Origin of the sequence: Polynucleobacter sp. AP-Nickl1-40-C4, assembly GCF_035012665.1 — a bacterium.
GTDB lineage: Bacteria > Pseudomonadota > Gammaproteobacteria > Burkholderiales > Burkholderiaceae > Polynucleobacter.
The window spans coordinates 93,344-106,852 of sequence record NZ_JAYGQR010000003.1 but is presented as its reverse complement, the minus strand read 5'-3'; the positions used below and the strand labels follow the sequence as shown (position 1 = coordinate 106,852).

19 protein-coding genes are annotated in these 13,509 nt (G+C 46.0%); 16 read left to right on the top strand and 3 right to left on the bottom strand.

Annotation, left to right across the window (positions count from 1 at the left end):
- The first annotated feature begins 10 nt into the window (after positions 1 to 10).
- The 4 genes from VC182_RS05095 to VC182_RS05080 are packed head-to-tail and all read left to right on the top strand — an operon-like array spanning position 11 to position 2,277.
- Positions 11 to 424, top strand: a complete 414-nt coding sequence (locus VC182_RS05095) for a rhodanese-like domain-containing protein (protein WP_072582669.1) — start codon at positions 11 to 13, stop codon at positions 422 to 424.
- Between the two features lie 10 nt (positions 425 to 434).
- The gene (gene grxC, locus VC182_RS05090; protein ID WP_072582670.1) at positions 435 to 689 is read left to right on the top strand and encodes a glutaredoxin 3; all 255 of its coding nucleotides are present in this window, start codon (positions 435 to 437) and stop codon (positions 687 to 689) included.
- Positions 690 to 717: 28 nt separating this feature from the next.
- Positions 718 to 1,230, top strand: a complete 513-nt coding sequence (gene secB, locus VC182_RS05085) for a protein-export chaperone SecB (RefSeq protein WP_323484694.1) — start codon at positions 718 to 720, stop codon at positions 1,228 to 1,230.
- A 24-nt stretch (positions 1,231 to 1,254) separates the two neighbouring features.
- Positions 1,255 to 2,277, top strand: coding sequence for an NAD(P)H-dependent glycerol-3-phosphate dehydrogenase (locus tag VC182_RS05080; RefSeq protein WP_323484693.1), 1,023 nt, complete (start codon positions 1,255 to 1,257; stop codon positions 2,275 to 2,277).
- Positions 2,278 to 2,299: 22 nt separating this feature from the next.
- Here the strand turns inward: VC182_RS05080 and trmL are convergent, their stop codons facing one another.
- A complete protein-coding gene (gene trmL, locus VC182_RS05075; protein WP_216120166.1) occupies positions 2,300 to 2,770 on the bottom strand; it encodes a tRNA (uridine(34)/cytosine(34)/5-carboxymethylaminomethyluridine(34)-2'-O)-methyltransferase TrmL in 471 nt (156 codons plus the stop codon).
- Between the two features lie 10 nt (positions 2,771 to 2,780).
- Entirely contained in the window at positions 2,781 to 3,524 is a 744-nt protein-coding gene (locus VC182_RS05070; RefSeq protein ID WP_323484692.1) for a ComF family protein, read from the bottom strand.
- 23 nt (positions 3,525 to 3,547) lie between these two features.
- On the opposite strand from VC182_RS05070, the gene VC182_RS05065 reads away from it, so the two are divergent.
- From VC182_RS05065 to VC182_RS05035, 7 genes are all read left to right on the top strand, one after another.
- Positions 3,548 to 4,333, top strand: coding sequence for a methyltransferase domain-containing protein (locus VC182_RS05065; protein WP_323484691.1), 786 nt, complete (start codon positions 3,548 to 3,550; stop codon positions 4,331 to 4,333).
- A gap of 275 nt (positions 4,334 to 4,608) precedes the next feature.
- Positions 4,609 to 5,679 (top strand): cytochrome c oxidase subunit II, encoded by a 1,071-nt coding sequence (gene coxB, locus VC182_RS05060; RefSeq protein WP_416350576.1) that lies wholly within the window; start codon positions 4,609 to 4,611, stop codon positions 5,677 to 5,679.
- Between the two features lie 42 nt (positions 5,680 to 5,721).
- Positions 5,722 to 7,341 (top strand): cytochrome c oxidase subunit I, encoded by a 1,620-nt coding sequence (ctaD, locus tag VC182_RS05055; protein ID WP_323484689.1) that lies wholly within the window; start codon positions 5,722 to 5,724, stop codon positions 7,339 to 7,341.
- Entirely contained in the window at positions 7,241 to 7,456 is a 216-nt protein-coding gene (locus VC182_RS05050) for a cytochrome oxidase small assembly protein (RefSeq protein WP_323484688.1), read from the top strand. The genes ctaD and VC182_RS05050 overlap by 101 nt, the downstream gene beginning before the upstream one ends.
- Positions 7,457 to 7,469: 13 nt before the next feature.
- A complete protein-coding gene (locus tag VC182_RS05045; RefSeq protein WP_216191285.1) occupies positions 7,470 to 8,054 on the top strand; it encodes a cytochrome c oxidase assembly protein in 585 nt (194 codons plus the stop codon).
- Positions 8,051 to 8,245, top strand: coding sequence for a DUF2970 domain-containing protein (locus VC182_RS05040; RefSeq protein WP_072582677.1), 195 nt, complete (start codon positions 8,051 to 8,053; stop codon positions 8,243 to 8,245). The genes VC182_RS05045 and VC182_RS05040 overlap by 4 nt, the downstream gene beginning before the upstream one ends.
- 29 nt (positions 8,246 to 8,274) lie before the next feature.
- Complete coding sequence (locus VC182_RS05035; RefSeq protein WP_216120179.1) at positions 8,275 to 9,129, top strand: cytochrome c oxidase subunit 3; 855 nt, start codon at positions 8,275 to 8,277, stop codon at positions 9,127 to 9,129.
- Positions 9,130 to 9,196: 67 nt separating this feature from the next.
- Here VC182_RS05035 and VC182_RS05030 read toward each other — a convergent pair whose 3' ends face one another.
- Positions 9,197 to 9,409, bottom strand: coding sequence for a twin transmembrane helix small protein (locus VC182_RS05030; protein WP_072582679.1), 213 nt, complete (start codon positions 9,407 to 9,409; stop codon positions 9,197 to 9,199).
- 14 nt (positions 9,410 to 9,423) lie between these two features.
- Here VC182_RS05030 and VC182_RS05025 point away from each other — a divergent pair, with 14 nt between their 5' ends.
- Genes VC182_RS05025 through VC182_RS05005 form a run of 5 tightly spaced genes read left to right on the top strand, consistent with a single transcriptional unit; the run spans position 9,424 to position 13,474 of the window.
- A complete protein-coding gene (locus VC182_RS05025; RefSeq protein ID WP_323484687.1) occupies positions 9,424 to 10,212 on the top strand; it encodes an SURF1 family protein in 789 nt (262 codons plus the stop codon).
- Positions 10,209 to 10,865 (top strand): hypothetical protein, encoded by a 657-nt coding sequence (locus VC182_RS05020; RefSeq protein ID WP_323484686.1) that lies wholly within the window; start codon positions 10,209 to 10,211, stop codon positions 10,863 to 10,865. Before VC182_RS05025 ends, VC182_RS05020 begins: the two co-directional genes overlap by 4 nt.
- Positions 10,865 to 11,986, top strand: a complete 1,122-nt coding sequence (locus VC182_RS05015) for a COX15/CtaA family protein (protein ID WP_323484685.1) — start codon at positions 10,865 to 10,867, stop codon at positions 11,984 to 11,986. Before VC182_RS05020 ends, VC182_RS05015 begins: the two co-directional genes overlap by 1 nt.
- A gap of 2 nt (positions 11,987 to 11,988) precedes the next feature.
- On the top strand, positions 11,989 to 12,882 hold the full coding sequence (gene cyoE / locus VC182_RS05010; protein ID WP_215362267.1) for a heme o synthase: 894 nt from the start codon (positions 11,989 to 11,991) through the stop codon (positions 12,880 to 12,882).
- Between the two features lie 7 nt (positions 12,883 to 12,889).
- Complete coding sequence (locus tag VC182_RS05005) at positions 12,890 to 13,474, top strand: SCO family protein (RefSeq protein WP_072582683.1); 585 nt, start codon at positions 12,890 to 12,892, stop codon at positions 13,472 to 13,474.
- The last annotated feature ends 35 nt before the right edge of the window (positions 13,475 to 13,509 follow it).

Below are 13,509 nucleotides of genomic sequence, written 5' to 3'. Positions count from 1 at the left end.
TAATCTGGTGATGAACTTTCTTACGCAAATTGATAATTTAGCGCTTATTGCCCTGCTGTTGGTTTCAGGCATAGCGCTTTTCCTACCCTCATTATCTACGCTTATTGGCGGGAAAGGCTTAACGCCTACTGAAGCGACGATTTGGATTAATCGTCGCAAAGCCTATGTCTTGGACCTGCGCTCGGAGGAGGCTTTCAAATCAGGGCATTTACCTGGCGCCAAATTTGCCAATGCTGCTGGCTTAACTGCAGCCATTGAAAAGCTCAAGTTAGACCGCAAGCACCCAGTGGTCTTGGTTTGTGAAACGGGCTCCCAGTCACGCAAACTCGTAGCCGAAGCTCAAAAACTAGGCTTTGCCGAAGTAGGCGCTTTAGATGGCGGCGTGCTGGCTTGGAAAGCAGCAGCCCTACCTTTAGTGAAGTAAGGAGAAATCGATGCCTCCAGTAACAATGTATAGCACCCAAGTTTGCCCTTACTGCGTCATGGCGGAAAAGTTGCTGACTAAAAAAGGCGTTGCTAATCTCGAAAAGATTTTGATTGATCGTGATCCGGCCCAGCGCGAAATAATGATGACACGCACTGGCCGCCGCACTGTTCCACAAATCTATATAGGTGACACGCATGTTGGTGGTTATGACGACTTAGTGGCATTAGATCGGGCTGGAAAGCTTGATCCCTTATTAGCTTAATAGATTAAACATACAAAGAAAGTTAGCAATGACTGAAAAATCCCCAGCACCCCAGGCAAGTGCCGAGCAAGCTAAAGAACCTGGATTTCGTATTCAGCGAATTTACTTAAAAGATGTATCTCTTGAGCAACCAAATGCTCCGCAGATTTTGTTGGTTGCGTCTGAGCCACAAGTGCAGGTTGAGGTTGATATCTCCGTTGCACCCTTAAGTGAGGGGATCTTTGAGGTGGCTCTAAGCTCCACCGTGACTGCTAAAGTCGATACCAAAGTACTATTCTTGGTAGAAGCAAAACAAGCTGGCATCTTTGAATTTAGCAACATTCCGGTTGAGCAAATTGATCCCATGCTTGGTATTGCTTGCCCAACGATTCTGTACCCGTATTTGCGTTCAAATATTGCCGACATTATTAGTCGCGCAGGCTTCCAGCCAATTCATTTGAATGAGATTAATTTCCACGGCATGTACGAACATCGTTTGATGCAAGCTCAACAAGAAGCTGCTGCCAAGGATGGTGCAGCCGCTGAGAGTAAGCCTCACTAAGCTCAACGAGCGAGCCCACAGATCATGAAAGTGACACTGCTTGGTGCTGGTGCCTGGGGAACGGCGATGGCCGCGCAAGCAGCTCGCTTTCTCCAAGAAGGTGATGTTGTTTTATGGTCTCGTAGCAAACAACAGTTAAAAGAAATTGAAGAGAGCGCTGAAAATCGCGCTTATCTTTCAGGGATTCAGTTGCCTAGAGGCCTCAAGTTTGAGAGCAACTTTTCTACTGCTATCAAAAGACTTTCTAGTGATGATTTATTGGTCATTGCTACACCAATGTCGGGGCTTTCAGAAACAATCGCCCAAGCTTTAAAGATTGCTGAGCACCCACTCAATATTATTTGGCTCTGCAAAGGTCTTGAGCCGAATACCGCCTTATTGCCCCACCAGGTTGTAGAGCGTGAGAGCAAGATACACTCTCATGGAATAACGCATTCATATGGCGCCTTATCTGGCCCAAGCTTTGCGCGTGAGGTTTGTGAAGGTATGCCTTGCGCTTTAACCGTTGCTAGCAAATCTCCTAAGTTATGTGAAGCAGTGCAGACCGCTTTCCATCACGGCAATATGCGCGTGTATTCAAGCGATGATTTAATTGGTGTGGAATTGGGTGGGGCAATTAAGAATGTCTTGGCGATTGCTGCAGGTATTGGTGATGGCTTAGATTTGGGTTTGAACGCACGCGCTGCAGTTCTCACACGCGGTTTAGCAGAGATGATGCGCATTGTGAAGGCTGCCGGTGGCAAATCTGAAACTTGTATGGGCTTAACTGGTGTTGGAGATTTAATCTTGACTGCCACTGGTGACCTTTCTCGCAATCGTCGCGTTGGTCTTGAGCTTGCTGCTGGTAAGTCGCTGCCTGAGGTTCTTGCCAGTCTTGGTCACGTTGCTGAGGGTGTGCTTTGTGCAGAGGCGGTTGGCGACTTGGCAAAACGCCTAGGGGTTGACATGCCGATTACTACGATGATGGGTGAAGTGCTCTCTGGAAAATTGAAGCCACATGATGCTGTTAAAAAGCTCATGGGGCGTGATCCTAAAATAGAATCGTAATTACAGCATCTGGGTCAATTTGTTATTGACCGCCAGCAAGGCCATTCTGCCGCCATGCTTCATAGACGACGATTGCTACAGTATTTGATAAGTTCAGACTACGACTGCTATCTTGCATCGCCAGACGCATGCGATTCTCATTCGGAATCGAGTCTCTGACTTCATCCGTAATGCCTTTGGTTTCAGAGCCAAATATAAAGTAATCATCGGGCGCGTATTTGCCTTCATGAAACTTTCCTGAGCCCTTGGTAGTCAATGCAAAGAGATGCTGAGAATCGGGTTGCTCATCCTTTAAAAACTGCGCCCAATTTTTGTGGACTTTGACGCGTGCAAACTCGTGATAGTCCAAGCCCGCTCTACGCAACTTAGCATCTTCCATTGGAAATCCAAGCGGCTCAATTAAATGCAGCTTGGCGCCAGTGTTTGCACACAAACGAATAATGTTTCCAGTGTTAGGTGGAATCTCGGGTTCGAATAAAACAATATTAAACATACGGCACTCTTTAGATTGGTCGCGCAGCTCGAAGTACTACCCAATTAATTACGCGAGATACACCATTGTCCTTCAGAACGCGCGCAATTTCATTAAGAGTTGCGCCGCTTGTCATCACATCATCAAACACAATCACAGTCTTGTTTGTGAGCTGCTGAATATAACGCTCTTCAAGGTAAAACATTCCCTGAATGGCTAGTTGGCGATTGCTTAAGGTGCTGCCGGCCTGGTGCTCTGCATAATGATGGCGCTGCAGCATATAAGGTGATTTTTGAATATACCCTCCACACTGAATTCGTTTAGCAATTTCCCAACTTTGATTGAAACCACGCCGTGTTAACTTCTCAATACTGAGCGGCACTGGCAGTAAATAATCAGCAGAGATATCTTCAAGCTCCTGACTGAGAAGTAAGTTCCATGTTCTGCCAAGGGCATTAGCAAATGCAATGCGTTTTTGATACTTCAATTCATGCAGTGGAGTTTGTAGCAATCCATCATAGCGATCCAAGCAATGGGTTGCATCAAAGTATGGTCGAGAGATTTGGCATTGCACACAACGTTGCTCTGCAATTTCTGGTGCCTGAAGTGCTATGCCACATTGATAGCAGCATTGGTAGTTCATTAAGCCATCATCTCGCAATTGATTGAGACAGCGATCGCATAGGGATGATTTTTGAAACTCCTGACAAGCAATGCAGGCTGTTGGCAAAAGCTGCTCACAAATAGTTTGAAAAATGTTCTCTGGAAATCGCATGGGGCGCTGAGTATACTGAGCCAATGACCCAGCCCCTTAGATGGTTACAAGACGAAATTGCAGATCGCATGCTGCAGAAATTAGACATCGTTAAGCTTGATGTAAAAGACATCTTAGTGGTGCCCGATTTTGCTGGTAAGCATTTATATACGCTCGCTCAGCGCTATCCAAGGGCGCGCATTTTTAGCATCACCGAAAAAGGTGTTTCAGGATTTCAAATGTGGCGCGCTAAAGCGCTGAGTAATTGGCGATCCTTATTTGCCAGCAACACTAGCCCCTTCGCAAGTTACATCTCGTCTGGAAGATTTGATATTCCCGACAATTCTGTTGATTTAGTGTTCAGCGATCTTTTACTGCACGATTTGCCTGATCCGAAGCATTTTTTGCAGGAGTGTTGGCGCGTTCTGCGCGAGGGCGGCTTAATCACATTTAGCTATTTAGGGCCCGATACCGGAAAAGAGTTGCGCGCCTTGGAGCTTCCGGACGTAAAGCTGAAGAATTTATTGAGCCCCTGGGATATGCACGATATGGGAGACGCTTTGCTTGGGGAATGGTTTTCTGATCCTGTAATGGACATGGAGTACCTCACTTTGGATTACGAGAAACCTACTTTATTACTGGCTGATATGAGTGCGCTGAAATTGATGCATTCCACCTCTCCCAAAGTGATTGAAAAAGAGGTTTTGCCGCAAAAAGTCACTTTAGAGGTGGTTTATGGGCACGCGTGGGCCCTTGGAAAGCACCTCGCAAAGGCAAAGGACAACGTCGCCTACATTGATCTAAATCAAATTGGGCACAAGACTAGGTGAGATTCTGCCTAAGTGTAAGTGCTTACTATCATTTAAACCTCGACCAAGATTGGTTCAAGCTGGGTTAACCCGGTTTGTTCTTGTATCTAATTAACCCTATAATCACGGCTGTAAGTATTAGCTTGAGACCGTTTTTTGGGCATTTTGTGGCATTTTTGCTGCTTTGCTCACGACAATAAACAGAGAATAAGATGAATTTATTTGGAAAAGTCACTAGGGCTTCGCTCTATTTCGCAGTAGCTTTTGGTACTGCATTTGCTCATGCAGCAGAGAATATGCCTGGTGGCCCAGCTGTTAATCAGCTGAATTTTACGCCTCCTGCAACGAAAATCATGCAAGAGATTCATTGGTTGCATTGGATGATGTTGGTCATTTGCGCAGTGATTTTTATTGGTGTTTTCGGAGTGATGTTCTATTCCATCTTGAAGCATCGCAAATCATTGGGTCACAAATCAGCTTCTTTTCACGAGAGCACAACTGTTGAAATCATTTGGACAGTCATTCCGCTGTTGATCGTGATCGGCATGGCATTACCAGCAACAAAAACTGTTGTGGCGATGAAAGACACCACTAACTCTGACATCACTATTAAGACCACTGGTTATCAGTGGAAGTGGGGTTACGACTACATCAAGGGCGAAGGCGAAGGCATTAGCTTCTTGTCTACCTTGTCAACATCACGTGAAGCAATTAACAACTTGGCACCCAAATCAAATACCTATTTGATGGAAGTAGACAATGAAATGGTTGTGCCAGTAGGTAAAAAAATTCGTTTGATCACTACTGCTAATGACGTGATTCACGCTTGGACTATTCCAGCGTTTGGCGTTAAGCAAGATGCGATCCCAGGCTTCGTACGTGACACTTGGTTCAGAGCCGACAAGATTGGCACATTCCGCGGTCAGTGCTCTGAGCTTTGTGGTGCAGAGCACGCTTTCATGCCTATCGTTGTCAAAGTAGTTTCACCAGAGGACTACACCGCTTGGGTTGCTGAGAAGAAAAAAGCAATGGGCGCAGGCGGCGATGATCCATCGAAGGTTTATACCTTGGATGAACAGAAAGAGCGCGGCGCAAAAGTTTATGCAGCGAACTGTGCAGCTTGCCACCAGCCAAATGGCAAAGGTGCTGGCGCGTTCCCCGCATTGGATGGCAGTAAAGTGGTTAATGGACCTAAAGCAGGCCAATTTAATATTTTGCTGAACGGTAAAAATGCAATGCCGAAGTGGGGCGGTGTCCTTTCCGACGGAGATATCGCAGCCGTTATTACCTACACCCGTAATTCATGGGGTAATAAAACGGGCGAAGTGATTCAGACCCAAGAAATTATTACCGCACGCGGCCAGTAAATCAGATTAACTAATACAGATAAAACGAAACCGGAGTAATCCATGAGCACAGTCTCTACTACCCACGACCACGCACACGATCACGCGCATGATGATCACACGCCACACGGATGGCGTCGTTGGTTATTTGCAACCAACCACAAAGACATCGGTACGATGTATTTGATCTTCTCGTTTGTTAGCTTGTTAGCTGGCGGCACTATGGCGTTGGGAATTCGTCTGGAATTGTTCCAGCCTGGTTTGCAATTCTTCCGCCCTGAGTTCTTTAATCAGCTAACAACCATGCATGGCTTGGTAATGGTGTTCGGTGCGATCATGCCGGCATTCGTTGGCTTCGCGAACTGGATGGTGCCCTTGCAAATTGGCGCATCCGATATGGCGTTTGCTCGTATGAATAACTTTAGCTTCTGGATTCTTCCGGTTGCTGCAACATTGTTGTTCAGTTCATTCCTAGTTCCTGGCGGTGCTCCATCTGGTGGTTGGACTATTTACGCTCCATTGACCTCACAAATGGGTCCTGGCATGGACATGGCTATTTTTGCTCTGCATTTATTGGGCGCCTCATCCATCATGGGTTCGATCAACATCATCGTGACCATCTTGAATATGCGCGCTCCTGGCATGACTTTGATGAAGATGCCAATGTTCTGCTGGACTTGGTTAATTACTGCTTACTTGTTAATTGCTGTGATGCCTGTATTGGCTGGCGCAATCACCATGGTTCTAACTGACCGTCATTTCGGTACCTCATTCTTCTCCGCAGTTGGCGGTGGCGACCCAATCATGTTCCAGCATATTTTCTGGTTCTTTGGTCACCCAGAGGTTTACATCATGATTCTTCCAGCATTCGGAATCATTAGTGAAATTGTTCCTGCTTTCTCCAGAAAGACGCTGTTTGGTTATAGCTCTATGGTTTATGCAACATCGTCTATCGCGATCTTATCATTCATCGTTTGGGCTCACCACATGTTTGCAACCGGTATGCCTGTAACTGGCCAGCTGTTCTTCATGTACGCAACAATGTTGATCGCTGTTCCAACTGGCGTGAAGATTTTTAACTGGGTCGCAACCATGTGGAAAGGTTCGATGACCTTTGAAACGCCAATGTTGTGGGCTATTGGCTTCATCTTCGTATTTACGATGGGTGGCTTTACTGGTTTGATCTTAGCAATGGCGCCAATTGACATCGGTTTGCAAGATACCTACTATGTTGTGGCTCACTTCCACTATGTATTGGTAGCGGGCTCATTGTTTGCAATGTTCGCTGGCTTCTACTACTGGTGTCCTAAGTGGACTGGCTTTATGGCCAATGAAACTCGCGGCAAGATCCATTTTTGGACCTCCTTGATTTTCTTTAACATCACATTCTTCCCAATGCACTTCTTGGGCTTAGCAGGCATGCCACGTCGTTATGCCGACTATCCTACTCAGTTTGCAGATTTCAATATGGTTGCTTCAATCGGTGCATTGGGCTTTGGCTTGTCTCAGGTCTATTTCTTGTTCTTCGTTGTGCTTCCTGCATACCGTGGTCAAGGTGAAAAAGCACCGATGAAGCCATGGGATGGAGCTAAAGGTTTGGAGTGGACTATTCCTTCTCCAGCGCCACATCACACTTTTGAAACTCCGCCTAGTGCAGAGCAAATGCGTGAAGCAGGAATTTAAGTCGTCAGAGAAGCAAGTCCTTGCTGCGAATAATCGCAGGATGGGCTTCATTCTTTTGAGTGTTGTATTGGTATTTTTTATTGGTATTGTGATTAAACGGAGTATGTTGGGTTAATCCCGCGATGACGATGGTTTCAACTCAATCACTGAATCGCCAGATTTTATTAAAGCTCTTAATTGCAGCGGTAATGATGTTTGGATTTGGTTACGCACTAGTCCCAATGTATAAAGCCTTGTGTGAGGCTACCGGGATTAATGTTGTAACGAGCAAAAATGACTATGGTGTCAGAGCCTTCAGCCCAAACAGGGTTGGCAATACCCAAGTTAACTATGCACGTACGGTGACGATTGAGTTTGACTCTAATAGCCGAGGTCCGTTTACTTTTAAGCCGGTAAAGAATTTTTTAGAAGTGCATCCTGGTGAAATGACTGAGATTGTTTATGAGGTCACTAATAATCAGAATCGCCAAGTGCGAGCACAGGCAATACCAAGTTATGCGCCTAAAAGCGCAACAGAATTTTTTACAAAGTTAGAGTGTTTTTGTTTTCAGGAGCAGACACTAGCGGCAAATGAAACAAAGAAGATGCCGGTAGTTTTTGTGATCGATGCGGGTTTACCGGACGACGTGAAAACCATTACTTTATCGTATACCTTCTTTGAGCTGGGCATGGGTGGTACACCGCCTGCGCCAAAGTCAAAGGTGGTGTCATGAAGAAAAAAAGTAGTTTTATGCAGTCCATGAAAGCCGTGATGTGGGGCTTTTTGGGGGTGCGTAAACAATCAGGTTTGCAGGAAGATGTAGCTTCACTCAGTTTTGTTCACATTATCATTGCAGGTGTTGTTGGCGCCTTGATTTTTATGGGCGTTCTCCTGTTGATAGTGAAGGCAGTTGTGTCCCATTGATTATTTTTTGATTGAATAGAGAGAATAAGATGTCATCCAATTCAACCCCATACTATTTCGTCCCTGGACTATCTAGGCATCCTGCCATGGCCGCCGCCGGCTTAATTGCATTTGGCGCTGGTATGTCTGGCTGGGTAAATCACACTTCTTGGGGCGGTGCTCTAAGTTTAGTTGGTGTGGCATGGGTTCTATTTGTGCTCTATCACTGGTTCGGCGATACGATTGCTGAATCCAATGCTGGCAAGAATGGTATCAACGTTGATATTTCTTATCGCTGGTCAATGGCTTGGTTCATCTTTTCTGAAATCATGTTCTTCGGCGCATTCTTTGCGGCCCTCTTTTACGCACGCAATATTGCAATGCCTTGGATGGGTGACGTTACGAGCAAATTACTTTGGCCTAATTTCCAGGCTGTCTGGCCAAATGATGGCCCTGCTGGATTGGTTGAGAAGTTCACCACTATGGGCCCATGGCCGATTCCAACCATCAACACATTATTGTTATTGAGCTCTGGCGTGACGATTACTATTGCTCACCATGCATTGGTAGCGAACCATATGAAGAAGGCCATTATTGGCTTGGCTGCAACTGTTGGCCTAGGCTTCATCTTCTTGTGCTTCCAGGCTTTTGAGTATTACCACGCTTACCATGAGCTCAATTTGAAGCTCACATCAGGTATCTACGGTTCTACATTCTTTATGTTGACTGGATTCCATGGTTTCCACGTATTCCTTGGGGGCACTATGCTGGCCATCGTATTGCGCCGTATGATTCGTGGCGACTTTACTGCTAAACACCACTTTGCTTTTGAAGGCGCTGCTTGGTACTGGCACTTCGTTGACGTAGTCTGGCTTGGCTTGTACATCGCTGTTTACTGGATGTAAGTTGAATAAAAAATCGGGGCTTTAAAGCCCCGATTTGTTTTAGTACTCTTGTCTTGTGCAGTAACGGTTAGTTTGTTCCCACCCTGATACCAGTAGCCTCAATGAGGCCAAAGTAGTGGGCTAGCAGAATTCCTAAAAATAGCGCGACGGACAAGCCAATGCGTAGCATCAGTGAATGAACCATGCGGGAGCTATTTCCCCTATCTTTCATCATGTAATACAAAGCCGATCCTAAGCTAAAAACAATCATTAGTAGGACAATAGGAATAATCCACTTCATCTCAAATCCCTCAATTGAATAAGCTGTTTTTTGCCCTCGTTGCCAAGCGCATAGTCGCTACTTTATCAGCCTTGCTGGTGATTACGATCGGCTGTGGTGCTGGGGTCTGGCAACTGAGCAGGGCTAATACCAAAATTGCCTTGGCAGCGAATTTACAGGCTCGCCAACAAATGCCCATATTAAGTGCCAATGCAACACCATGGACCTTGGAAGAGGCTAGTGAGCGCCGTATGATTGCTCGGGGGCGATATATTCCCGAGGCAGCAGTTTGGCTGGATAACAGGCCAAGACCTATTCCTCCTGCTGGTAGCGCCACTGCACAGTCCGGCTTTTACCTGATGATGCCTTTGAGGCTGGAAGGGAAAGATGAGGTTCTTTGGGTGAATCGGGGTTGGGCGCCGCGCAACAATGAAAATCGCGAAACCCTCCCACCCGTGCAAACCCCAAATACAGTAGTCAATATTGAAGGCGTTGTATTTGCTCATCCCGGGAAAGTCTATGAGCTTGGGAGCGGCAAGATTTCTGCCGATGTAAACAAACCAAGAATTGAACAAAATTTTGATTTAACAGCTGAAGGCAAGTTACATGGTTGGAGTCAAGCGCCCTTTATCTTGCGTGAGATTGAGGTTGGCATAGAGGATGGCTTAATCCGCGATTGGGCGCCTCTGACAAGTGGGGTCGATCGCCATTATGCTTATGCATTCCAGTGGTTTGCTTTGGCTTTTGCTGGATTTTTATTTTGGTTGCTAAGTGGCCTGCGGCAATATAAACGACAGGGATTAGTGAATGGGGATCAAGAGTGAGTGATAAAGAGTTATTAATTCCGGCTTCACAGGTGGATGCATCTGCGATTAATGCGCGTACGCATCGTGGCCGTATTCAGATGTTGTTGTTATTGCTTGCCTGTGCCTCACCAGTTCTCGCCTCTTACTTTGCTTATTACGTGATTAAACCTGAAGGTGGAAAAACCAATTTCGGAACACTCGTATATCCAGCGCAAGAGTTCAATACGGCGTGGCTTGATGCCCCCCTCCAGGGTAAATGGACTCTCTTAGTTGCTCGTCCAGCTGGCGAATGCCACATCAAAGATGAGAAATGTATTGAAGCTTTATTTCTCATGCGCCAAACCAAAGTTGCCATGGGTAGAGAAAGCGAACGCTTGCAGTTGATCTGGGTGAATACAGATGGCAAGCCTATTGACCCTGAGGTCCTCAAGATTTATGACGAAAAGACGGCGGGGCTTAAGGTACTTACATTGCCCTCCGACCCAAAGCAAAGGGCTGACTTTGAGACTTGGTTAAATAAAGAAGGTGTAGGACAGGAAATTCAGTTGATTGATCCAAGTCCTGCCAAGATGATGTATTTCCCAGTGACAAATTCTCCTAAAGAATTTTCTAGCATGAAGAAGGACTTGGAAAAGCTTCTGAAGTTAAATCACAAGGGCGAGAATTTGTAATGCCCAGTTTCATTTTATTTCTGGAGTTGGCAGCCATCGCTATTATTTTTGCTGGCCTACCGCTCTTCTTCATTTGGAAAAAACCTGGCTATAGCTTGTTGCAAAAACTCAATTGGGTCTTGGTCTTCATGACCTTTGATCTAATTGTATTTGGCGCATTTACACGCCTCACTGACTCTGGGCTGGGCTGCCCTGATTGGCCTGGATGCTACGGTACTTCCAATCCTTTTCATGCGCTAACGGATATACAGCAAGCTGAGAGCGCTTGGCCTACCGGGCCAGTCACAACTATTAAAGCCTGGATTGAGATGATTCATCGCTACTTAGCCATGACAGTAGGTACATTGATTTTGGTACAAGTGGCTATTGCATTTTCTAAGCTGAAGTCCTTGGGAAAAAATCCTTTGCTCGGCAGCTTGGGCTTGCTCTTATTGGTCTGCATTCAAGGCGCCTTTGGTGCTTGGACTGTCACCCTGAAGTTGCAGCCAATCATTGTTACAACACACCTGATGTTGGCCTTAGTCTTGTTGGCTTGCTTAACGGCGTATGCACAGCAGTCATGGGAGGACAGGTCCTCTACAATTCGCACCATTCGGGTCCGGCCGCTTTCTGCGCAACTCCTCATCCTTTCTTTTATGGTTTTATTCATCCAAATTTTTCTAGGCGCATGGGTGAGTACTAATTACGCTGTATTAGCGTGCCCTGATTTTCCGATGTGTTTGGGAGGTGCTTGGCCTGAGACTAATTGGGGTGAGGGCTTTACTCTCTGGCGTCAGTTGGGCCTTAATGCGCAAGGAGAATTTATCTCTCCAGAGGCCTTGCAAACAATCCACTGGGCACATCGCCTCTTTGCCATGCTGGTATTGGTTGTACTTGGGACCTTGGGCTGGAGAGCTCTTGCGCTGGCAACCCCAGTTCTAGCAGGCCTTAGTCAAGTGGCTAAGCTATTGCTAGGAGTGCTTTTATTGCAAGTCATCACTGGTATTTCTAATGTGGTGTTTCAGTGGCCGTTATTGGCGGCTTTATTACACACTGCCGGCTCTGCGGCTTTGGTATTCTGTTTGGTCAGAATGAGTTATTGGGCTTCTTGGAAGCCTTTCATTCAAAAGAAGATGGCGTAAATATGAGTGACTCTAAAACAAGCGCACCAGTGGCTATGCCACGTTGGCGTCAATATTGGGTTTTAACTAAACCCAGAGTGACTCAGCTCGCTGTTTTTTGTGCAGTGATTGGTATGTTCTTAGCGACGCCTGGCATGGTTCCGTATCCAGTGCTATTTGGTGGCATTGTTGGTATCTGGCTTTTAGCTGGTGCTGCATTTGCAGTGAACTGTTTGATTGAGCAAGCTGTTGATGCCAAGATGAAGCGCACTGCTTGGCGTCCATCAGCCACCGGCGAAGTCACACCTTTTCACATTATTATTTTCTCAATTGTTCTGGGTTCACTCGGAATGATTATTTTGTGGAATTTTTGTAACCCATTAACGATGTGGTTAACACTTGCTACCTTTGTTGGTTATGCAGTGATTTACACCTGGTTACTAAAACCTGCCACGCCACAGAATATTGTGATTGGCGGTTTATCCGGTGCGATGCCACCGGCCTTGGGCTGGGCTGCAGTGACTAACACCCTTTCTGCAGAAGCCTGGCTTTTGGTTTTGATTATTTTTGTGTGGACCCCTCCACATTTCTGGGCACTCGCTTTGTATCGTCGCGATGACTATGTTCAATCGGGTTTACCAATGCTGCCAGTGACCCATGGCGAGCGTTTCACACTTCTGAATATTGTTCTCTACACTCTTATATTGATTGCAGCTACGATGCTGCCATATATCTATGGCATGAGCGGTATGGTGTATTTAGTTTCGGCAATCGTCCTAGGCTTAATGTTCCTGGCCTATGTCATCGCCTTATTTATTTCCTATAGTGATGCTTTAGCCAAAAAGACCTTCCGCTTTTCTATTACCTATCTTTCGCTACTCTTTGCAGCGCTTTTGATAGACCATTATTTCCTCTGAGAGTCATATGAATTTTCTGCGCATTTGCTTTTTAGCAATTCTTTGTTTCGTATTGACTGCTTGCAGCCCAAAACCAGAGTTTAAAAATATTGATATCACTGGCAGCACCGCTTTCGGAAAAGACTTTAGTTTGGTAGATCCTGATGGCAAGGTGAGAACCTTGGCGGACTTTAAGGGAAAAGTAGTGGTGATGTTTTTTGGGTATACCCAGTGCCCTGATGTTTGCCCGACCACCTTAACTGAAATGCAGCAAGTTATGACGCTCTTGGGGTCTCAGTCCGATAAGGTGCAAGTACTTTTTGTCACTGTAGATCCTGAGCGCGATACTGCAGAGATTCTCAAGCAGTATGTCCCTGCCTTTGATCCTCGTTTCTTGGGTTTGCGTCCCGCAGATGAGGCAGCTTTGGAGAAGGTGACGAAAGACTTCAAGATTTATTACAAGAAGGTTCCAGGATCTAAGCCAGGCTCTTACACCATGGATCACACAGCGGGTAGCTATGCATTTGATCCTGAGGGTCATCTACGTTTGTATATCAAGCACGCTCAAGGTCCAGAGACCTTGGCGCATGACTTGAAAGAATTGCTGAAGTAAGAGAATTAAAGAAGTTTGCTGCCTGCAAACTTCTT